Origin of the sequence: Enterobacter sp. Y17 (assembly GCF_019730495.1) — a bacterium.
Lineage (GTDB): Bacteria > Pseudomonadota > Gammaproteobacteria > Enterobacterales > Enterobacteriaceae > Enterobacter > Enterobacter asburiae_B.
In genome coordinates, this window is record NZ_JAASKP010000001.1 from 1,133,441 (window position 1) to 1,154,221 (window position 20,781).

At 59.5% G+C, this 20,781-nt stretch carries 19 protein-coding genes; 12 read left to right on the plus strand and 7 right to left on the minus strand.

The window, feature by feature from the left end; genetic code table 11:
• The first annotated feature begins 111 nt into the window (after window positions 1-111).
• On the plus strand, window positions 112-861 hold the full coding sequence (locus HCH49_RS05230) for an SDR family NAD(P)-dependent oxidoreductase (protein ID WP_058840956.1): 750 nt from the start codon (window positions 112-114) through the stop codon (window positions 859-861).
• Here HCH49_RS05230 and HCH49_RS05235 read toward each other — a convergent pair.
• The 7 genes from HCH49_RS05235 to HCH49_RS05265 are packed head-to-tail and all read right to left on the minus strand — an operon-like array spanning window position 858 to window position 7,692.
• On the minus strand, window positions 858-1,787 hold the full coding sequence (locus HCH49_RS05235; protein ID WP_064672583.1) for an ABC transporter ATP-binding protein: 930 nt from the start codon (window positions 1,785-1,787) through the stop codon (window positions 858-860). The genes HCH49_RS05230 and HCH49_RS05235 overlap by 4 nt on opposite strands.
• Entirely contained in the window at window positions 1,780-2,766 is a 987-nt protein-coding gene (locus HCH49_RS05240) for an ABC transporter ATP-binding protein (RefSeq protein ID WP_221702310.1), read from the minus strand. Before HCH49_RS05240 ends, HCH49_RS05235 begins: the two co-directional genes overlap by 8 nt.
• Window positions 2,766-3,659 carry a D,D-dipeptide ABC transporter permease gene (gene ddpC, locus HCH49_RS05245; RefSeq protein WP_029740902.1) on the minus strand — a complete coding sequence of 298 codons (894 nt, stop codon included), beginning with the start codon at window positions 3,657-3,659 and terminating at the stop codon, window positions 2,766-2,768. The genes HCH49_RS05240 and ddpC overlap by 1 nt, the downstream gene beginning before the upstream one ends.
• Entirely contained in the window at window positions 3,656-4,678 is a 1,023-nt protein-coding gene (locus HCH49_RS05250) for an ABC transporter permease (protein WP_069302864.1), read from the minus strand. Before HCH49_RS05250 ends, ddpC begins: the two co-directional genes overlap by 4 nt.
• 23 nt (window positions 4,679-4,701) lie before the next feature.
• Window positions 4,702-6,234: an ABC transporter substrate-binding protein gene (locus HCH49_RS05255; protein WP_039262806.1), complete on the minus strand. Its 1,533-nt coding sequence runs from the start codon at window positions 6,232-6,234 to the stop codon at window positions 4,702-4,704.
• A 15-nt stretch (window positions 6,235-6,249) separates the two neighbouring features.
• The gene (gene ddpX / locus HCH49_RS05260) at window positions 6,250-6,825 is read right to left on the minus strand and encodes a D-alanyl-D-alanine dipeptidase (protein WP_096151083.1); all 576 of its coding nucleotides are present in this window, start codon (window positions 6,823-6,825) and stop codon (window positions 6,250-6,252) included.
• A 12-nt stretch (window positions 6,826-6,837) separates the two neighbouring features.
• The gene (locus HCH49_RS05265) at window positions 6,838-7,692 is read right to left on the minus strand and encodes a MurR/RpiR family transcriptional regulator (RefSeq protein WP_033145617.1); all 855 of its coding nucleotides are present in this window, start codon (window positions 7,690-7,692) and stop codon (window positions 6,838-6,840) included.
• Window positions 7,693-7,958: 266 nt separating this feature from the next.
• Here HCH49_RS05265 and HCH49_RS05270 point away from each other — a divergent pair, with 266 nt between their 5' ends.
• From HCH49_RS05270 to HCH49_RS05320, 11 genes are all read left to right on the plus strand, one after another.
• On the plus strand, window positions 7,959-9,440 hold the full coding sequence (locus HCH49_RS05270; RefSeq protein WP_221702311.1) for an alpha/beta hydrolase: 1,482 nt from the start codon (window positions 7,959-7,961) through the stop codon (window positions 9,438-9,440).
• A 95-nt stretch (window positions 9,441-9,535) separates the two neighbouring features.
• Entirely contained in the window at window positions 9,536-10,747 is a 1,212-nt protein-coding gene (locus tag HCH49_RS05275; RefSeq protein WP_219939671.1) for a diguanylate phosphodiesterase, read from the plus strand.
• An 88-nt stretch (window positions 10,748-10,835) separates the two neighbouring features.
• A complete protein-coding gene (locus HCH49_RS05280; protein ID WP_221702312.1) occupies window positions 10,836-11,726 on the plus strand; it encodes an aminoimidazole riboside kinase in 891 nt (296 codons plus the stop codon).
• A gap of 173 nt (window positions 11,727-11,899) precedes the next feature.
• A complete protein-coding gene (locus HCH49_RS05285) occupies window positions 11,900-13,417 on the plus strand; it encodes a carbohydrate porin (RefSeq protein ID WP_058840946.1) in 1,518 nt (505 codons plus the stop codon).
• A 66-nt stretch (window positions 13,418-13,483) separates the two neighbouring features.
• Window positions 13,484-14,854, plus strand: a complete 1,371-nt coding sequence (locus HCH49_RS05290) for a sucrose-specific PTS transporter subunit IIBC (protein ID WP_221702313.1) — start codon at window positions 13,484-13,486, stop codon at window positions 14,852-14,854.
• Window positions 14,854-16,260 carry a sucrose-6-phosphate hydrolase gene (locus tag HCH49_RS05295; protein WP_221702314.1) on the plus strand — a complete coding sequence of 469 codons (1,407 nt, stop codon included), beginning with the start codon at window positions 14,854-14,856 and terminating at the stop codon, window positions 16,258-16,260. Before HCH49_RS05290 ends, HCH49_RS05295 begins: the two co-directional genes overlap by 1 nt.
• A 28-nt stretch (window positions 16,261-16,288) precedes the next feature.
• Window positions 16,289-17,305 carry a LacI family DNA-binding transcriptional regulator gene (locus HCH49_RS05300; protein WP_182072952.1) on the plus strand — a complete coding sequence of 339 codons (1,017 nt, stop codon included), beginning with the start codon at window positions 16,289-16,291 and terminating at the stop codon, window positions 17,303-17,305.
• 89 nt (window positions 17,306-17,394) lie between these two features.
• Window positions 17,395-18,945 carry a methyl-accepting chemotaxis protein gene (locus tag HCH49_RS05305; RefSeq protein ID WP_143346977.1) on the plus strand — a complete coding sequence of 517 codons (1,551 nt, stop codon included), beginning with the start codon at window positions 17,395-17,397 and terminating at the stop codon, window positions 18,943-18,945.
• 118 nt (window positions 18,946-19,063) lie between these two features.
• Window positions 19,064-19,582: an AAA family ATPase gene (locus HCH49_RS05310; protein WP_069302856.1), complete on the plus strand. Its 519-nt coding sequence runs from the start codon at window positions 19,064-19,066 to the stop codon at window positions 19,580-19,582.
• Between the two features lie 149 nt (window positions 19,583-19,731).
• Entirely contained in the window at window positions 19,732-20,151 is a 420-nt protein-coding gene (locus HCH49_RS05315) for a hypothetical protein (RefSeq protein ID WP_126795444.1), read from the plus strand.
• Window positions 20,152-20,156: 5 nt separating this feature from the next.
• Complete coding sequence (locus tag HCH49_RS05320; protein WP_029741319.1) at window positions 20,157-20,717, plus strand: RNA polymerase sigma factor; 561 nt, start codon at window positions 20,157-20,159, stop codon at window positions 20,715-20,717.
• Window positions 20,718-20,781: the final 64 nt, after the last annotated feature.

A 20,781-nucleotide genomic window follows, 5' to 3' on the forward strand; every position in this document is an offset into this window, starting at 1 on the left:
ATGTGAATAGTCATTTTCATTTTTGCCCGTTTTTCACAAATGCCGCAAGGGCTAAAGTTTGTCCAACGCGAGCGAAAGCGCGCACCGCAAACCCAACAAAAGGTAAATGACATGAACACGACTCTCTCAGGAAAAATTGCACTGGTCACCGGCGGCAGCACCGGCATTGGTCTTGCCACGGCGCAGGAGCTGGCGGCACAGGGCGCAAAGGTCTACATCACCGGTCGTCGCCAGGCCGAGCTGGACGCGGCGGTGGCGGAAATTGCTTCAACCGCAGTGGGCATTCGCGCGGACGCCTCAAAGCTTGCCGATCTGGATGAGGTTTATGCCCGGATAGCCAAAGAAGAAGGCCGTCTTGATATCCTGTTCGCCAATGCCGGTGGCGGCGATATGCTGCCGCTGGGCGCGATCACCGAAGAGCAGTTTGACCGGATTTTTGGCACCAACGTGCGCGGAGTGCTGTTCACGGTGCAGAAGGCGCTGCCGCTGCTGTCCGCCGGATCGTCGATTATTCTGACCGGATCGACGGTGTCCATTAAAGGGACGGCCAACTTCAGCGTCTACAGCGCCAGCAAGGCCGCCGTGCGCAACTTTGCCCGCTCCTGGGCGCTGGATTTGCAGGGCCGCGGGATCCGCGTCAACGTGGTGAGCCCGGGCCCGATCAAAACGCCAGGTCTCGGCGATCTGGTGCCGGAAGAACATCGTCAGGGGCTGTACGACGCGCTGGCCGCGCAGGTACCGCTGGGGCGTTTAGGCGCGCCGGGCGAGGTGGGTAAAGCGGTGGCGTTTCTGGCCTCCGACGCGGCCAGCTTTATTAACGCCACCGAGCTGTTTGTGGACGGCGGGATGGCGCAAATCTAACCCAGACTGCGCCAGCAGCGCACGTTACGGCCCTCGCGTGAGGGCTGTAGCGGCTGCGGCTGTTCACACCCCTGCGCTGCTATCGGACAACGGTCGCGGAAAAAACAGCCTTCGGGCAGATGACGATTGCCGGGAAGCTCCGTTTTGCGCAACGCCAGATTTTCATCCAGCGGTTCACCGGTGCGGGGAACCGAGTCGAGCAGCAGACGGGTATAGGGATGGCGCGGCTCGCCAAGCACCTGCGCGGCGCTGCCCAGCTCCACAATCTGCCCGAGGTACATCACCGCCACGCGGTCGCTCATGTGTCTGACCACCGAGACGTTATGCGAGATTAACACGTAGGTCAGATTACGCTGCTGTTGCAGGTTCACCAGCAGGTTGAGGATTTGCGCCTGCACGGAGATATCCAGCGCGCTGGTGGGTTCATCAAGCACGATAATATCGGGGTTGGAGGAGAGCGCCCGGGCGATGGCGATGCGCTGGCGCTGCCCGCCGGAGAAGGCGTGCGGAAGCCTGTCGAGATATTCCGGGCGAATGCCCACCTGCAGCGCCAGGTTTTCTGCCAGCTGGCGGCGCTCGCGCTCGCTGCTGCGTTTTTGCACCCACACCGGCTCGGTGATGATGCGCCAGACCGGCAATCGCGGGTCGAGCGAGGAGAGCGGATCCTGAAACACCATCTGCATGCCGCCCGCGTGGTGCGCCCGCTGGCACGCGCCGGTGCTGGGCTTAAGCATGCCCATCAGCAGCTGGGCCAGCGTGCTTTTCCCGCAGCCGGACTCACCGACAATGCCCAGCGTTTCCCCGCGACGGATCTGCAGATCGAGCCCGTTGAGGGCATGGACCTGTTCCGTCACGCGGCCCAGCCAGTTTTTGCGCGCCGCAAAGTTCACGTGCACGCTATCCAGTTCCAGCAGTACATCAGACATGGTGTTTCTCCCGTTGTGGATACCAGCAGGCGGCCTGTTGGCCTTCTGCGCCACTCGACGCTAAGCGCGGCGTTTCGCTGCATTTCGCCCCGGCGGCAAAGCAGCGCTCGCGGAAGGCACATCCCTGCGGAAGCTGGCTGAGGTTGGGCACCGTGCCGGGGATGGCGGGAAGCAGGTCGCGCGGCTGGCCGTTTTCCGGTGCGCACCGCAGCAGGCCGATGGAGTAGGGATGCACGGGTCGGTGGATCAGCGTTTGCGTGGCACCGCTCTCGATCACGCTCCCGGCATACATCACGTACATTCTGTCGCAAAGCTGCGACACCACGGCCATATCATGGCTGATAAACAGCACCGAGGTCCCGCTGGCCCGCGCCTTATGCTTCAGCAGGCGCAGCACCTGGAGCTGGACGGTAACGTCCAGCGCGGTGGTCGGTTCGTCGGCGATGATCAGCTCCGGCTCGCAGGAGAAGGCAAGGGCGATCATCACCCGCTGACGCATGCCGCCGGAGAGTTCAAACGGATAACGCTCCATGACCTGCTTCGCGTCCGGGATTTGCATCTCTTCCAGCAGGGTAATCGCCTTCTGCTGCGCCTCGCGCCGCGAAAGCGGCTGATGCTGGCGGATCACCTCCACCATCTGTTTGCCAATCCGCCGCGTCGGGTTGAGGGCGGTCATGGGCTCCTGAAAAATCATCGCCACTCGGGCACCGCGCCACTGGCGAAGCTGCTTCTCGGACGCCGTCAGGACGTTTTCACCGAGTAACTTCACCTGACCATGATGAATGCGGTAGCTTCCTTCCGGCAGCAGCCGCATGGCGAGCATGGCGGTCACGGATTTGCCCGAACCCGACTCGCCCACCACGCCGACAATTTCGCCCCTGCCGATCTCCAGCGAGACGTGGTTCAGCGCGTGGACCTCTCCGCGAAAAATCGGGAAGCTCAGGTGCAGGTCCTCAATACGTAATACCGGTTCGGTCATTACTGTTTTCCTCCCGATTTTGGATCCAGCAGATCGCGGATACCGTCGCCAAACAGGTTAAAGCCCACGGCGGTAATCAAAATCGCCGCACCGGGAAAGGCGCAGTACCACCACTGGTCCAGGACGTAGTTACGGCCCACGGCCACCATCGCGCCCCATTCGGCGGTGGGCTGCTGCGCGCCCAGGCCAATAAACCCCAGCGTGGCGGCCATCAGAATGGCGCTGCCGATATCCAGCGAAGCCTGCACAATCAGCGGCGGCAGGGCGTTGCGCAGGATATGCCAGCGGATCAAATGCCAGCGGGACGCGCCAAAGGTGCGGGCGGCCTGGACGTAGGTAAACTGGCGCACCACCAGGGTTTGCCCGCGCGCCAGGCGGACGTAAAACGGGATGCGGACAATCGCAATCGCCAGCATGGCGTTGAACAGGCTCGGACCGAGCGCGGCGGCCAGCGCCATGGTCAGCACCAGGGAGGGAATGGAGAGCATTATGTCCATCACCCGCATGATGATGGCGTCGCCGCGCCCGCCCAGCACGCCGGAAAAACAGCCCAGCAGTGAGCCTATGCCGCCCGCAATCGCCACCACCGCCAGCCCGGCGGTAATCGACTGCTGGCTGCCCGTCAGCACGCGGCTGAACAGGTCGCGTCCCACCTCATCGGTACCAAACCAGTGTTGCGCAGACGGCGCCTGCAGGCGGGCGGTCAAATCCAGCGCGTTCGGGTCATGCGGCACAATCCACGGTGAGGCCACCATCAGAAAGAGCATCGCAATCATAATGACGCCGCCAACGATCGTGAGCGGGCTTTGACGCAGCATCCAGAACAGCTTTGCCCAGTTGATGCGTTGTCCGGCGGTTTTAGCCGGGACGGGCGTTTCCTGCGTTAACATCATTCGGCACCTCCGCGCCCGATTCGCGGGTCAATCCACAGGTAAAGCAGATCGACCACCAGATTAACCAGCACGTAGGCCAGCGAAACGACGACGGCAAAGCCCATCACGGCAGGGAAATCGAGCGCCTGAATGGACGTCACCACCCAGGCGCCCATGCCCGGCCAGGCAAAGACGGTTTCGGTCAGCACGGCGCCGTAAAGCAGATCGCCCAGCGCCAGCCCGAGGACGGTGATGGACGGGATCATCGCATTGGGCAGGGCGTAGCGCAGGACGATGTACCAGCCGGGCAGGCCGCTGGCGCGCGCGGTGCGGATGTAATCCTCGCTAAGCTGCTCCAGCATCGCCGAGCGAACCTGGCGCGCCACGATCCCCAGGTGAACAAACGCCAGCGTCAGCGAGGGTAAAATCAGGTGCTGAAGCGCGTTGAAGAACACCTCACCGTTGCCCTCCAGCAGCGCGTCCAGCAGATAAAAGCCGGTGACGTGCGTCGGCGGATCGAGCCAGTCGTCCAGCCTGCCGCCGCCCGGCAGGATCTGCAGGTTCCCGTAGAACAGCACAATGACGCCCAGCCCAAGCCAGAAGGCCGGCGTGGAGATCCCGGTCATCGCCATTAAACGCACCAGGTGATCCAGCCAGCGGTTGCGGTACACCGCCGATAAAATCCCCAGCGGCACGCCGATGACCAGCGCCAGCAGCAGAGAACAAAAGGCCAGCTCCAGCGTGGCGGGGAAAAAGGCCTTCAGGTCTTCCGCTACCGGGCGTCCGGTGCGGATGGACGTGCCTAAATCACCGTGCGCCAGAGCGTCCACGTAGCGGCCAAACTGAACATACAGGGGCTGGTCCAGCCCTAGCTGCTGGCGGATGTTCTGCACGATTTCGTCGCTGGCGCGGTCGCCGGCCAGCAGACGGGCCGGATCGCCGGGGATCAGGTGTGAAATAATAAAGGTGATAATACAGACACCGGCCACCACCAGGATTAACCCCCAGCAGCGCTGGCGCACTATGCTCCAGAACGTCATACGCTTTCCCCCGGCGAGAACCGTTATTTGCTCATGGTGGCGATGTTGAACACCTGCTCGAGCATCGGATTAAAGGTGAAGCCTTTGACCTCTTTGTTCATCGCCAGCTGGTAGTTTTTCTGGAACAGATAAACGTAGGCCGCCTCGTCGATAACCACCTTTTGCGCCTGCTGGTAATCTTTGGTGCGTTCCGCCTGGTCGGTGGTTTTCAGCGCGGCCTGCAGCAGCGAATCAACCTCTTTGTTCTCATAGAACGAGCGGTTGCCCGGCAGCCCTTTTTTGTCCGATTCGAACCAGTAGTTCATGAACATGTACGGGTCGGCAAAATCCGGGCTCCAGTTGCCGATGGCAATGTCGTAATCGCCTTTTCCGACGCGGTCGCGCATGGTGGCGTTGGCCAGTTTTTCCAGCTTGACGCTAATGCCGATCTTGCCGAGGCTGGCCTGAGTGGAGAGGGCGATAGGCTCCCAGTTCGGATCGTTGTCCGAGTAGAGGAAGGTCAGGCTGGCGGGTTTGTCTTTGACCTTCTCCAGCGCGGCTTTAGCTTTGGCCTCGTCAAAGCTGTACTGCATTGCCGTGGCGTCAAAGCCCCACATGCCTTCCGGGATCGGGCCGCGCATCTGCTTGCCGTTGCCGCTCAGAATGCCTTTCACCATCCCCTGGTAATCCGTCGCCCAGGAGATGGCCCGGCGTAAATCCACCTGATTGAGCGGCGCTTTGCTGTTGTTGAGATAGAGGTAAGTCACGCGCAGGGACGGGTATTCCGCGACGGCGACTTTACCTTCCTGCTTCAGGGCCGCAAGCTGATCGACCGGCAGGGAGTCGGCAATGTCCAGATCGCCGCGGGAAAGCTGCAGTCGGCGCGAGGCGCTCTCACCGATAATTTTCACCGATACGCGCTTAAAGTGCGGCTTTTCACCCTGCCAGTGGGGGTTAGGCACCAGGATCAGCTGCTGGCCTTTCTGCCAGCTTTTCAGCATAAACGGCCCGGAACCGGCGGTGTTTTGCGCCAGAAAACCGCGAGCATCGTCTGCCGCGTTGGCCTTCAGCACCGCCGGGTTAATGATGGACGCCCCGTCGTTTGCCAGCGTGTAGAGGAACGGTGCGAAAGGCTGGCTGAGGGTGAACTTCACCGTATGGTCATCGACGGCATCAATTTTCAGGTCTTTCGGGAAGGCTTCAGACGGCCCCTGGCCGAGCTTCAGCAGGCGCTCAAAGGAGAGCTTTACCGCCTCGGCGGTGACCGGCGTGCCGTCGGAAAATTTCGCGTTATCCGCCAGGGTAAAGGTCCACTCTTTCTGGTCTTCAGACGCCTTCCAGCCCGTCGACAGATCGCCTTCCACCTCGGTAGAGCCTGGCTTGTACTTGACCAGACGCTGGTAGGACGGATAGGTGACGGTCCAGTCGTTGTTATCAATGGTGATGGCAGGATCGAGCGTTTGCGGGTCGGCGGCTTTACCGATCGCCAGCATATCTTTCGGGACGGCAGCCAGCGCCAGCGGTGCGCTCAGGGCCAGCGTGGCGGCGATCAGCGTCGAGAGAAGCGATGTTTTCATGGCAGTGCTCCGGGTTTAGAGAGAAGTGTGCGTCAGGGGAAAACAGGCAAAACGGTCGTCAAGCAGCGGGTAGCTGGCGGCGTTCGGCAGTTCGAAGTGCCACCATTCGCTGCTGATACCCACAAAACCACCGCCGAACATGATGGCGTTCAACAGCAGACGGTTGCGCTGGGCGTGCGGCGGCACGGAAGGGTGATACGGATGCGAGCGGTCGTGCATTTCGTCAAAACCGGCACCCATATCCAGCACGGCGTTATGTTCATCCATCAGGGTGACGTCGATGGCCGTACCGCGGCTGTGATTGGAGCCAATCGCCACGTCGACCACGTATTCCGGGTTCGGGCAGGCATCCCACAGCTGGGCCTGCGCCTGCTGCGGCCGATAGGCGTCGTACACCACCAGCTTCAGCCCGGCCAGCGCGGCAATGCTAATGGCTTTTGCCAGCGCGGTGGCCGCGTCGGTATGCAGCAGGCATAGCGCCTCCTGATAGATCGGACGGCCGGTGATGTTGTCGGCGGTGGCGTACTTCAGATCGATATGCAGCGTGGGAAACGTCTTCGCCACATCAATCAGTTCACTCTCTTCGGGCATAGCTCCGCTCCTTTAGCGTTCGAATTGACCAAACTCTTGTTGTAATTGCCGGTTTACCGCCAGACGCGCCGGGAGCGCCTCACCCAGCGCCTCCACCACGCCCGACAGCAGCAGGTTGAACAGACAGCTCACGGGGGCAAGTGAATCCCAGAAGTGACCGGTATCGGTTTTCACCTGCAGTAAATCCATCGGGTAATCCCGCGCCCACGGGCACCAGATGTCGGTGATCAAGGCCAGCGGAATGCCTTTTTCGCTGGCGACGCGGCAGTACTGGCGGGCCATCGCGGAGTAGGTGCGCGTGTCGGTCAGCACGACGTACGGGTGCGAAAACCCCGAGTTGAGGGATTCCACCCAGCTGCCGGAAGCCCCCTCCGAATAGCTCACGCGCGGGCGGAGGTACTCGAGGTGGCTGAAGAAGGCGTTGGCAATCCCGCGCGTGGACTGGATCCCCAGCACAAACACCGCGTCGGCGTGGGCGAGGTTGTGCACCACCTGACGAAAGGCGTCCGTTTGCGCCAGCTGGTACACCTGCGTGATGGCATCCACTTCCAGCGACAGGGCGTGCTGAAGGCGGCTGGAAAGGGGGCGCTGCTGCTGCCAGGAGTCCAGCCTCTCGTTCATGCCCCAGGGCTGATACGGATCGCGCAGGCTCTTTTTGGCATCTTCCAGGTTGCGATACCCCAGCTTGCGCAGGAAGCGTCCGACGGTAATTCCGCTGGTCCCGCTCGCCTGACCGATGCTCTCCGCCGTTTCAAACGGGATTTGCGCCGCGTGCGCCAGCAGCCAGCTTCCGACCCGCTTTTCGCTGGGCGTGAGCTGGCTGAACGTCGCTTCGATACGGCTCAACATCTCAGGTTTCGTCGTCATACCGCCTCGCTGTTAACAGGCTGTCAAAGGCCGAATTTTTGTTACCTGGTTAACAATGCATGACGCGTGCCATGTCTGCAGGAGAGCGTAAACCCGCTGCGCGGTAAACTTCATGCAATATTTAGTTAACCAATGATCAACATTTGTGCAGCGTAGTTCACTTTTGGTGCACTGTCTGACGCGGCAGGTATGAATTTGGTGAATACGTCAGTCCGTTCACATTTTTGATAAGATAGATGTACTGTGAATATAAAAGGGATCCCGGCATGGCAAATCTGCCCTGGCGAGTCAGCGTGCGCCTGATGGCGCTTGCAAAGAAAATAGGGATGGTCGTAGGGATCGTGCTGGTCGTCCTGCTGGCGGTTCGGGTCTATCTCTCACAGAAGGGACCGGAACTGCACCTGTGGCATACCTGGCGGGCCGATGAGATGTCCGTGCGCGAAATGGATAACGCCGATTTTGCCCGGTATATCGCCCGGGAAAACGCCATTTTCGCCGATCTTGATAATGCGGTGACGGCGAAAACAGAGGGCGAGGAACGCACGCCGTTAAACCGCTATTATCGCCAGAGCCTGGTGTGGCCGGGACAGTTTACGCCCGATGCCAACCGCTCCTTTGTGCTGATGCCTGCCGGAAAGCCGCGCGGCGCGGTGGTGCTGCTGCACGGTCTGACGGACTCGCCTTACAGCGTCCGACGCCTTGCCGTGAACTATCAACAGCACGGCTTTGTGGCCGTGGTCCCGCGCCTGCCCGGGCACGGCACCGCGCCCGGCGCGCTGACGGACGTCGACTGGGAGATGTGGCTCGCGGCGACGCGTCTTGCGGTGCGGGAGGCGACGCGTCTGGCGGGCGAGGCTGCGCCTTTGCATCTGGTGGGTTACTCCAACGGCGGGGCGCTGGCGATGAAATATGCCCTCGATGCGCTGGACGCGCCTGCGCTGCGTAAACCGCAGCAGGTGATACTGCTCTCACCGATGATCGGCGTGACGGCCTTTGCGCGGTTTGCCGGTTTCGCCGGGTTACCGGCGCTGCTGCCGGCGTTTGCCAAAGCGGCGTGGCTGAATATCTCTCCGGAATATAACCCGTACAAATATAACTCGTTCCCGGTGAACGCCGCCCGCCAGTCATGGCTGCTGACGAAGGCCCTGCAGGAGCAAATCGGCCGCGAGGCGCGTGACAACAGGCTGGCGAATTTGCCGCCGGTGCTGGCGTTCCAGTCGGTGATGGATTCCACGGTCAGCACCCGTGCGGTGGTGACCGGCCTGTTTGACCAGCTTCCGGCAAACGGCAGCGATCTGGTGGTGTTTGACATCAATCAGGCAGCCAGCTTCCGTCCGCTGTTCAAACCGTCGTCGTGGACGGCAACTTCGGCGCTGCTGCCGGTTGCGCAGAGACGTTACGGTGTCACGATTATCACAAATGCGGACGCACACAGTTTCTCGACGGTAGCGAAAATCACTCCGGCAGGCAGCACCCGGGAGACGGTCGTGCCGCTCGCGCAGTCCTGGCCGCAGGATGTCTATTCCCTGTCGCATATTGCGGTGCCGTTCCCGCCGGATGACGATCTCTATGGCCGTGAGCCTCGGGTGAAAAACCGCTACGGTATCAGCCTGGAGACGATTGCGCTCTGGGGCGAAACCTCCGTGTTGAGCGTCGGGAAAGAGGCGCTTATGCGGGTCACCTCGAACCCGTTCTACGACTATATGCAGGAGAGGATAGACAGCCGAATTGGCAACGGGGAAAAGTAACGTTCCCCTGCGGTGTGAATATGTTAGGTCGCATTGATTAAGTATGTTAAATAGTAGCTTCAAGGCACCTCTCTTTCTCATCGGAACCCATTTTTGTGCTGACGACTCTGATTTACCGAAGCCAGTTGAATTTATCCCGCCCCTCCACCGAGCTGCGGGAACTGGTGGAGCGCGCCCGGATCCGCAATGCCAGTCTGAATATCACCGGGGTTCTGCTCGCAAAAGGCAGCGACGTGCTGCAAATACTCGAAGGGTCGGAAGAGAGCGTGCTTAAGCTGTTCCATAAAATCCGTGACGACAAGCGGCACAGTGGAGTGGTAGAGCTGATGCGGGACTATGGCCCGCGCAGGCGCTTTGAAAACGTCGGTATGCTGCTGTTCGATCTGCAGACGCAGTCACCGAAAGAGGTGTTGCAGTCGGTTCTGAATTACAGCAAGCTGGACAGCTATCTCACATCCGATGACCGGGTGTTCAAATTTATCCAGACGTTTATCACGGGTAAACGTCCGGCCCTGTCGGGTGCACGCTACGTACCTGAAAAATGGACGCTTTCACCCGAGGTGTTGCCCTTTGGCGAACACCTGGGGCTGATGGCCAACCAAACCTGTCAGTTTGCGCTCCAGCCCATTGTTGAGCCCTCGGAAGGGAAGATCAGTTCGCTTGAAGCCCTTATCCGCGGCAACGACGGCGGCAGCCCGGAGCATTTCTTCAGCGCCCTCGACCCGGACAAAATCTACGAAGTCGATCTCCAGACGAAGGCGTATGCCTTTGCTCTAGCGGAAAAGCTGGGCATTGGTAGCCATAAGATTGCGGTAAACCTGCTGCCGATGTCGCTGGTGAATGTTCCCAACGCCGTGGAATTCCTGGTCAGCGAGATAAAAAAACATGGGCTGCAGCCGGAGCAGGTAGTCATTGAAGTGACGGAAAACGAGATGATCTCCGGCTTCAACCAGTTCAATAGCGCCATCAAGCAGCTTCGCGGTGAGGGGATTGGCCTGGCGATCGATGATTTCGGTTCCGGCTATGCCGGTCTTTCGCTGCTGACTCGCTTTCAGCCGGACAAAATTAAGATCGACCGGGAGATAGTCAGCGATATCCACCTCAGCGGCCCGAAGCAGGCGATTGTGCGCTCCATCGTCAGCTGTTGCTCCGATCTCGAAATTACCCTAGTGGCCGAAGGAATCGAGAAGATAGAGGAGTGGTGCTGGCTCGAGTCTGCCGGGATCCGGCGTTTCCAGGGCTTTCTGTTTGCCCGTCCGCAGCTTAATGGCGTCGGTGATATTCACTGGCCGCATCTGGTGCGTTAGCCAATTTTCCTCCCGCGTTATTTCCCCTTCGTCCTGCGTGTGCTTAAATAGCTAAAACGGTTTAACATAGTTTAGCTGAGAGGATCACATGAAAAAAATCTGGGTACTTGGCGATGCGGTGGTGGATTTGCTGCCCGATGGAGAAGGCAGATTGCTGCAGTGTCCCGGCGGCGCACCGGCAAACGTTGCGGTCGGTATTGCCCGGCTGGGCGGCCAGAGCGCCTTTATCGGCAGGGTTGGCGACGATCCCTTCGGGCGCTTTATGGCGAAAACTCTCGCTGACGAAAAGGTTGACGTGAAGTCTATGCGCCTTGATCCGGCGCACCGCACCTCAACGGTGGTGGTCGATCTGGATGACCAGGGCGAACGCTCGTTTACCTTTATGGTGCGCCCGAGCGCCGATCTGTTTCTCGAATCCGCCGATCTGCCGACGTTCAGCGCCGGGGAGTGGCTGCACGTCTGTTCCATCGCATTAAGCGCAGAGCCGAGCCGTTCTGCGACGTTTGAGGCGATGGCCACCATCCGCGAGGCGGGCGGTTACGTCAGCTTCGACCCCAATATTCGCCCGGATCTCTGGCCGGATGAGAACGCGCTGCGTCGCTGCCTGGAACAGGCCCTGCAGAGTGCCGACGTGGTGAAACTCTCCGTCGAAGAGCTGGCGTTTTTAACCGGAAATGTCGAGGTAAACGTCGGCCTGGACGCGCTGATGGCGCGCTGCCCGGCGCGTCTGGTGCTGGTCACCCAGGGAAAAGAGGGGGTGATCGCCTGGCATGACGGCACCGTGAAGCACTATCCGGCAACGCCCGTCGAGTGTGTCGATACCACCGGCGCGGGCGATGCCTTTGTGGCGGGGCTGCTCTACGGGCTGGCCGCCGGGCAGGATCTGACGCCGGTCATCGCCTTAGCCCAGCGCTGCGGCGCATTAGCCACCACGGCCAAAGGGGCAATGACCGCATTGCCGTGGCAGCACGATCTGTAATTCCTTCCTTCACTGGCCGCCATCCGGCGGCCTGAATTGTCGCCTCGATCACACTTACTAAAACGGTTTAGCAAAAAAGATTGCCGATCCAAAATTCAGAGGTTTAGTATCAGCAACCTAAACCGGTTTAGCAATTTAGCACGTTTAATGACTTCTTTTAGGGATGCGACAAAATGTATAAAAAACGCAGACTTGCCGTGATGATAGGCATGCTGGCCGGAAGTACCTCTGTTTTTGCCCAGACGGATATGACAAGTATCGAAGCGCGTCTTGCCGCGATGGAGCAGCGCCTCCAGGCTGCGGAAACGCGTGCGCAGGTGGCTGAGAAACGCGCCACGGATGCGGAACAAAAAACGCAGCAGCTGGTGGCCGCGCAGCAGCAGACGCAAACGACAGCCCAGGCGGTGGCGCAGCGCACCACCGCGCTGGAGAAGAAGGCGGATCAAAGCAGCGGGTTTGAGTTCCACGGCTACGCCCGTTCGGGCCTTCTGATGAACGATGCGGCCTCCAGCAGCAAAAGCGGTCCTTATCTGACCCCGGCCGGAGAAACCGGCGGCGCGGTAGGGCGTCTGGGTAACGAAGCCGACACCTACGTCGAGCTGAACCTGGAGCACAAGCAAACTCTGGATAACGGCGCCACCACGCGCTTTAAAGCGATGCTGGCCGACGGTCAGCGGACCTATAACGACTGGTCAGCCGATACCAGCGATCTTAATATTCGCCAGGCCTTCGCGGAGCTGGGCAACCTGCCTGATTTTACCGGCGCGCTGAAGGGCAGCACCTTCTGGGCGGGTAAACGCTTCGACCGCGACAACTTTGATATTCACTGGCTGGACTCCGACGTGGTGTTCCTGGCCGGTACCGGCGGCGGCGTCTACGACGTGAAATGGAACGAGTCGCTGCGCAGCAACTTCTCCATCTACGGCCGCAACTTCGGCAGCGTGGAGCAGACCGACAATAACGTTCAGAACTATATTCTCAGCATGAACCACTTCGCCGGACCGTTCCAGCTGATGGTGAGCGGCCTGCGGGCGAAGGATAACGACGACCGTAAAGACACCAACGGCGATCTCATCAAAACTGACGCCGCCAATACAGGCGTTCATGCCCTGGTCGGGTTGCACAACGAGAGCTTCTACGGCCTGCGGGAAGGGACAGCCAAAACGGCGCTGCTGTACGGTCACGGGCTGGGCGCGGAAGTGAAAAGCATCGGCTCCGACGGCGCGCTGCTGCCTGAGGCGGATACCTGGCGCTTCGCAAGTTACGGTGTCACGCCAATCGGCGGCGGCTGGAGCGTTGCGCCCGCCGTACTGGCGCAGAGCAGTAAAGATCGCTACGTCAAGGGCGATAGCTATGAGTGGGTGACGCTTAACACCCGCCTGATTAAAGAAGTGACGCAGAACTTCGCCCTGGCGTTTGAGGGAAGCTATCAGTACATGGATTTAAATCCGGAAGGCTATAAGGACCGCAACGCCGTCAACGGCAGTTTCTATAAGCTGACCTTTGCGCCGACGTTAAAAGCGAGCAAAATCGGCGATTTCTTCAGCCGTCCGGAGCTGCGCCTGTTTGCCACCTGGATGGACTGGAGCAGCAAACTGGATCATTACGCCAGCGATGATGCCTTTGGCAGCAGCGGCTTCAACGCCGGCGGGGAATGGAACTTTGGGGTCCAGATGGAAACCTGGTTTTAACCCATCACGCTCCCGCCCGGCGGGAGCGTTTCGCACATCATAAAAAGAAGTCAGGCAGAGGTATCTATGGATTTTAATCAAATCGCCCGCGAGCTTATTCCGCTGCTCGGTGGCAAGGAAAATATCGCCAGCGCGGCGCACTGCGCAACGCGTCTTCGTCTGGTGCTGGTCGATGACGCGCTTGCGGATCAGCAGGCGATCGGCAAGGTCAACGGCGTAAAAGGCTGTTTTCGTAACGCCGGACAGATGCAGGTGATTTTTGGCACGGGCGTGGTCAACAAGGTTTACGCCGCGTTTATTCAGGCGGCGGGGATTAGCGAATCCAGTAAATCTGAGGCCGCGGATCTGGCGGCGCGCAAGCTGAACCCGTTCCAGCGCATTGCCCGTCTGCTCTCCAACATCTTTGTCCCGATCATTCCCGCGATTGTGGCATCCGGCCTGCTGATGGGCCTGCTCGGCATGGTGAAAACCTACGGCTGGGTCAATGCGGATAACGCTCTCTACATCATGCTGGACATGTGCAGCTCCGCGGCGTTTATCATTCTGCCTATTCTGATCGGCTTTACCGCCGCGCGGGAATTTGGCGGTAACCCGTATCTCGGCGCGACGCTGGGCGGCATTCTGACGCACCCGGCGCTGACCAACGCCTGGGGCGTGGCCTCCGGCTTCCATACCATGAACTTCTTCGGCCTTGAGATTGCGATGATTGGCTATCAGGGCACGGTGTTCCCGGTGCTGCTGGCCGTCTGGTTTATGAGCATCGTCGAGAAAAACCTGCGCCGCGCGATCCCGGACGCGTTAGACCTGATCCTGACGCCGTTCCTTACCGTCGTTATCTCCGGCTTTATCGCCTTGCTGATTATCGGCCCGGCGGGGCGCGCGCTGGGCGACGGCATCTCCTTTATCCTGAGCACGTTAATTGAACACGCGGGCTGGCTGGCCGGGCTGCTGTTCGGCGGGCTTTACTCGGTGATTGTGATCACCGGTATTCACCACAGCTTCCACGCGATCGAAGCCGGGCTGCTGGGCAACCCGTCGATTGGCGTTAACTTCCTGCTGCCGATTTGGGCCATGGCGAACGTGGCGCAGGGCGGCGCCTGTCTGGCGGTGTGGTTCAAAACCAAAGATGCCAAAATCAAAGCCATTACCTTACCGTCGGCGTTCTCTGCGATGCTGGGCATCACCGAAGCGGCCATTTTTGGTATCAACCTGCGCTTTGTTAAGCCGTTTATCGCCGCGCTGATTGGCGGCGCTGTGGGCGGGGCCTGGGTGGTCTCAGTCCATGTGTACATGACCGCCGTTGGTTTGACCGCTATTCCGGGCATGGCCATCGTGCAGGCCAGCTCGCTGCTCAACTATATTATCGGTATGGTGATTGCCTTCGGCGTGGCGTTTACCGTCTCACTGCTGCTGAAATATAAAACGGACTCTGAATAATGACGTTACCTTCCCGCTGGCCTGCGATCCTGCAGGCCGTTATGAAAGGTCAGCCGCGGGCGCTTGCGGATAGCCACTATCCGCAGTGGCACCCCGCGCCGGTGACGGGGCTGATGAACGATCCCAACGGGTTTATCTGGTTTGCCGGCCGCTACCACCTGTTCTATCAGTGGAACCCGCTGGACTGCGAGCATCGGTTTAAATGCTGGGGGCACTGGAGCTCTGCGGACCTGGTGCACTGGCAGCACGAGCCGCTGGCGCTGATGCCGGATGAAGAGTATGACCGCAACGGCTGCTACTCCGGTAGCGCCGTGGATAACCAGGGCGTCCTGACCCTGTGCTACACCGGCAACGTCAAGTTCGATGACGGCAGCCGCACCGCCTGGCAGTGCCTCGCAGTGGAACAGCCGGACGGGACCTTTACGAAGCTGGGGCCGGTGCTGGCGCTGCCGGAAGGCTATACCGGCCACGTGCGCGACCCGAAGGTGTGGCAGCATGACGGGGAGTGGTACATGGTGCTCGGCGCGCAGGATCTGCAAAAGCGCGGCAAGGTGCTGCTGTTTAAGTCAGCCGATTTGCACGCCTGGACGTCATGCGGGGAAATCGCCGGTCACGGCGTCAACGGCCTGACGGACGCGGGGTATATGTGGGAGTGTCCGGACCTGTTCGCCCTCGACGGAACGCACATCTTAATCAGCTGTCCGCAGGGGCTGGCGCGCGAGCCGCATCGCTATCTCAACACCTATCCGGCGACCTGGATGAGCGGGGCGTTTGACTATGCAAACGCCGCGTTCGATCACGGCGAGCTGCACGAGCTGGACGCGGGCTTTGAGTTTTACGCTCCGCAAACGACGCTGGCGGAAGATGGCCGACGCATTCTGATCGGCTGGATGGGCGTACCGGACGGGGAAGAGATGCTTCAGCCAACCCGTGCGCGCGGCTGGATGCATCAGATGACCTGCCCGCGCGAATTACGCTATCGCGACGGCAGGCTCTGGCAGACCCCGGCGCGCGAGCTGGCGGCGCTGCGTGAAGATGAGCAGCGCTGGCAGGGGCGCGCCAGCGAGGCGCCGGACCTGGACGCGACGCGCCTGGAGTTTGAGCTGAGCGCATCGCAGGTGAATGTCGATTTTGGCGGCGCACTGCGTCTCACGGTCGATGAGCGGGGCATACGTCTTGAACGCGCGAGCCTGAAAACCGGTGAAACGCTGACCCGCTACTGGCGGGGCGACGTCAGCCATTTGCGTATTCTCTGCGACCGCTCCAGCGTTGAAATTTTCATCAATCACGGTGAAGGGGTGATGAGCAGCCGCTATTTTCCTGACCATCCGGCCCGGGTGCGATTCGAAGGTGCGTCCGATATCACATTACGCTACTGGTCGCTGCGCGCCTGCATGATAGAATGAGGGTTTTGGCAGCCGGATCTAAGTCGTTGTGAGAAAAACAAAACGCGTCACCATTAAAGACATCGCGGAGCTGGCGGGTGTGTCAAAAGCCACCGCCAGCCTGGTCCTGAACGGGCGCAGCAAAGAGCTTCGCGTGGCGGAAGAGACGCGCGAGCGCGTGCTGGCGATTGCAAAAGAGCACCACTATCAGCCCAGCATTCACGCCCGGTCGCTGCGCGATAACCGCAGCCACACCGTTGGTCTGGTGGTCCCGGAGATCACCAACTACGGTTTTGCCGTGTTTTCTCACGAGCTTGAGACGCTGTGCCGCGAGGCGGGCGTTCAGCTGCTGATCTCCTGCAGCGATGAAAACCCGGGGCAGGAGACGGTGGTGGTGAACAACATGGTGGCGCGTCAGGTTGACGGGCTGATTGTGGCCTCCAGCATGCTTAACGATGCGGACTACCACAAGCTGAGCGAGCAGCTGCCCGTTGTCCTGTTTGACCGCCACATCAACGACAGCGCGCTGCCGCTGGTCATCACCGATTCGATTACTCCAACGGCGGAACTGGTGGCCGACATTGCGCGCCAGCACCCTGATGAATTCTACTTCCTCGGCGGCCAGCCGCGCCTTTCTCCGACGCGCGACCGCCTGGAAGGGTTTAAGCAAGGTCTGCGAGAGGCGGGCGTGGAGCTGCGCCCCGAGTGGATCATTCACGGCAACTATCACCCGAGCTCCGGTTACGAGATGTTTGCTGAACTCTGCGCCCGTCTGGGGCGTCCGCCGAAAGCGCTGTTCGCCGCCGCCTGCGGGCTGCTGGAAGGGGTGCTGCGCTATATGGGCCAGCACAACCTGTTGCAAAGTGATATCAGGTTAGCCAGTTTTGACGATCATTATCTCTACGATTCGCTGACGATCCCGGTGGATACCATTCGTCAGGATAACCGCCAGCTGGCGTGGCACTGCTTTGATTTGATTAACAAATTGATCGAAGGGGAGACGCCGCAGCCGTTGCAGCGCAAGCTCAATGCCACCCTGCAGCGACGCTATAAGCCAGCGAAATAGCCCGGTTCGATACTTCAATAACTTTAATTAATTTAAGTTTTGGAATGGCCGATAACCATAAGGAATAATTCTCCTTGAGGTATTGGTTTATGTCGTTGAAAAAGTCGTCCCTGATCGTCCTGTTCTCGCTGCTTTTCTTCTTTGTTGTCAGCACTGTGACCAGCGTTGGCCTCATCATTAAAAGTAATAATTCCCTGGATAACGTCAACAAAGAGATCCAGGTTGTGCTGTCCATTATTGACCCCATCAACCATAGCCGTACGCTGCGCGTGCGGGTGATGGAGTATGTGAAGATGGTGGAAGCGGGCAACTCGGCAGACGGGGCTGCAAAGTTAACCGCCGTGAAGGAGGCGCTGACCAAAGCGGACCACGCCTTTGCGGCCTTTATGGCTTCGCCGCGTCTGACGGATGAAGCGCCGCTGGTGACTGCCTATCAGGACGCCTGGCAAAACTACCGCAACCAGGGGCTGGCGCCGCTGATCGATGCCGCCGAGGCGCACGATGTGGCCAAATTTAACGCGCTGATCCCGGAAGTCTCCCGCCTCGACCGCCAGTACGAGATCGTTCTCGACCAGGTCCTTTCCGTCCACCAGAAATATGCCAAAAGCCTGAACGAGAATGCGAGCAGTAACTTCGTCTCTGGCCTGGCGATCATTGCCGCTATTGCCAGCCTGTTTGTGGTGGTGATTGTCGCCGTCAGCCTGCTGATGAAGCGCTTTGTTTTTGCGCCGGTCAACCTGGCGCGCGAGCACTGCAGCCAGATTGCGGCGGGCAAGCTGGACGTTCCGGTGCCGGTCAAGGGGAGCGCACATAACGAAATCGATCATCTTATGAGCTCAATGGAGCAGATGCGTCAGGCGCTGCTGGCGACCATCGCCCAGGTGCGCGATGCGAGCCATACCGTAACGCACGCGGCGCAGGAGATTGCCTCCGGAAATATCGACCTGGCGTCACGTACCGAGCAGCAGGCTTCGGCGTTAACCCAGACGGCAGCGAGCATGGAAGAGCTGAGCGCGACGGTGGCGAACAATACCGACAACGTTTATCAGGCCGGGAAACTGGTGCAGGACGCGGTGAAAAATGCCCACACCGGTGAAGCGGTGACCCGTGAAGTCATCGACACGATGAATACCATCGCGGCGAACTCGAAGCGCATCGAAGACATTACCAGCGTGATTAACAGCATCGCCTTCCAGACCAACATCCTGGCGCTGAACGCGGCGGTAGAAGCGGCGCGCGCCGGAACGCAGGGCCGCGGCTTTGCGGTCGTGGCCAGCGAAGTGCGCACCCTGGCGCAGAAAAGCGCGGTGGCGGCTAAGGACATCGAGAACCTGATTGCGCAGTCGGTCTCGAGCGTGAAAAACGGCGCGGAGCTGGTCAGCCGCTCGGGCGAGGTGATTGACTCGATTATTTCGTCGGTGAATAAAGTGAATACGCTTATGGAGCAGATCTCCGTCGCCTCCGAAGAGCAGAGCCGCGGGATCAGCCAGGTCGGCCAGGCGGTGACCGAGATGGATGGCGTGACCCAGCAGAACGCCGCGCTGGTGCAGCAGTCCGCTGCGGCAGCTGCATCCCTGGAAGAGCAGGCGCAGCAGCTTTCGCGGAGTATTTCGAGTTTTAGTTTGCCGGTGCAGGCTTGATTGTATGAGGGGGGCTCCTACGGGAGCCTTTTTTGTATCTGGTGTAACCGTTTCTGTATAATTCAGGACGTCTCTATAGGCAGCACATATCTAATATTAATTATCACCAGGGAAAATTATGTTAATTATTTTTAGTGGGCTACCCGGCAGTGGTAAAAGCACCGTTGCAAAAATAGTTACTCAAAGGCTGGGGGCGGTCTATCTGCGGGTTGATACTGTTGAGCAGGCCATTCGTTCAGTCTATGAACCGGGTCAGGAAACGGGGCCGGAGGGCTATTTTGCCATCTATGGTTTAGCAAGTGAGAATCTTAAGCTCGGCTCCACCGTTGTGACCGATTCCGTTAATGATATTAACCTTGTGCGAGATACTTTTCGCAATATTGCTCTTTCGTTGAATGTCCCTTTCCTGGAAGTTGAAATTGTCTGCTCAGACGAAAAAGAACATCGTTATCGCGTGGAGCACAGAGTCTCTGATATCCCAGGGCTCACACCTCCTGACTGGAAACAGGTAAAAAACCGTGAGTATGCCCCCTGGGAGAGAGAACATCTCATATTGGACACCGCCCTGTTATCAGCGGCAGAGTGTGCAGATAAAATCCTGGAAATAAGGAATAAGATCGCTCTAAACCGGCCTTAAACGGTGAACAAGCGCCAGCAATTGCTTTCACGGGGCGTGTGAAAATACGCTCTCCGCAAAATTATTCATTCACCCCAGCAATATTTCCCTCCTTCATCCGTCTACCTCATCACAAGCCATAATCAGTTACTGTAAACGAGGTAAACACCATGAGAGATTTTGATATGCACGGCAGAGGTCACGGGCGCGGATTCGGTCGCCACCGTATGGGCAAGGGCTTAGTCATCGGCGCGGTGATTTTTATCGTGCTCGGCCTGGTGGTGATGACCCTGTGGAACGCCTTGCTCCCGGCCATTCTCGGCGTGAAGGCCATTGGCTTCTGGCAGGCGCTGGGCATTCTGGTGCTGAGCCGCATTCTGTTTGGCGGGTTAGGTTTCCGCCCGGGGATGTTTGGCGCGCACCGCCGCATGCACGAGCGCTGGATGAATATGACGCCCGAACAGCGCGAGGCGTTTATTCAGCAGCGCCGCGAAGGGTTTGGTCGCCACGGACGCGGCCACTGCGGCTGGCACGGTCATCGTGACGATAAGCGTGACGACGCCACGCCAAAAGCGCCGGAAGCAGAGTGAGCGAAATGAAAGCCGGGGAGGCGGGCGGATCCATGCTGATGTCGGCGCTCAATGCCTGCCGCGCCCGGCTGAAAGCCTTCATTCGCGGACGGACCTCCGTTCGCGATGATGCCGACGACATTTTGCAGGAAGTCACCTATCAGCTGATGAAAGTGGAGCAGCCGGTCGAAAACGTCGCCGCCTGGCTGTTCCGCGCGGCGCGTAACGAGATGACCGACCGGGCGCGTAAAAAGCGCGAGGTGTCGCTCTCTGGCTATTTTACGGGAGAAGACGAAGAGGGGTTCCCGGAGGACGAGCTGGCCGAAACCCTGTTCGGCGTACCGCACACGCCGGAAGAGGAGTATCTCAAAACGCTGCTGTGGGAAGAACTGGGGCAGGCGCTGTCTGAACTGCCGCCGCCGCAGCGCGAGGTGTTTGAAAAGACCGAACTCCACGGCTACAGCATTAAAATGCTGGCAGAGGAGACGGGCGCCAGCGAGCAGGCGCTGTTATCCCGCAAGCACAAGGCGGTGCTGTTTCTGCGCACGCGGCTGCGGGACGTCTATGACGCGCTGACGGGCGAATAGCGGCGACAGACAAAACCTTACACTTCCGGCACTTGTAGATTCATCACTATCGTTTATGATCGGG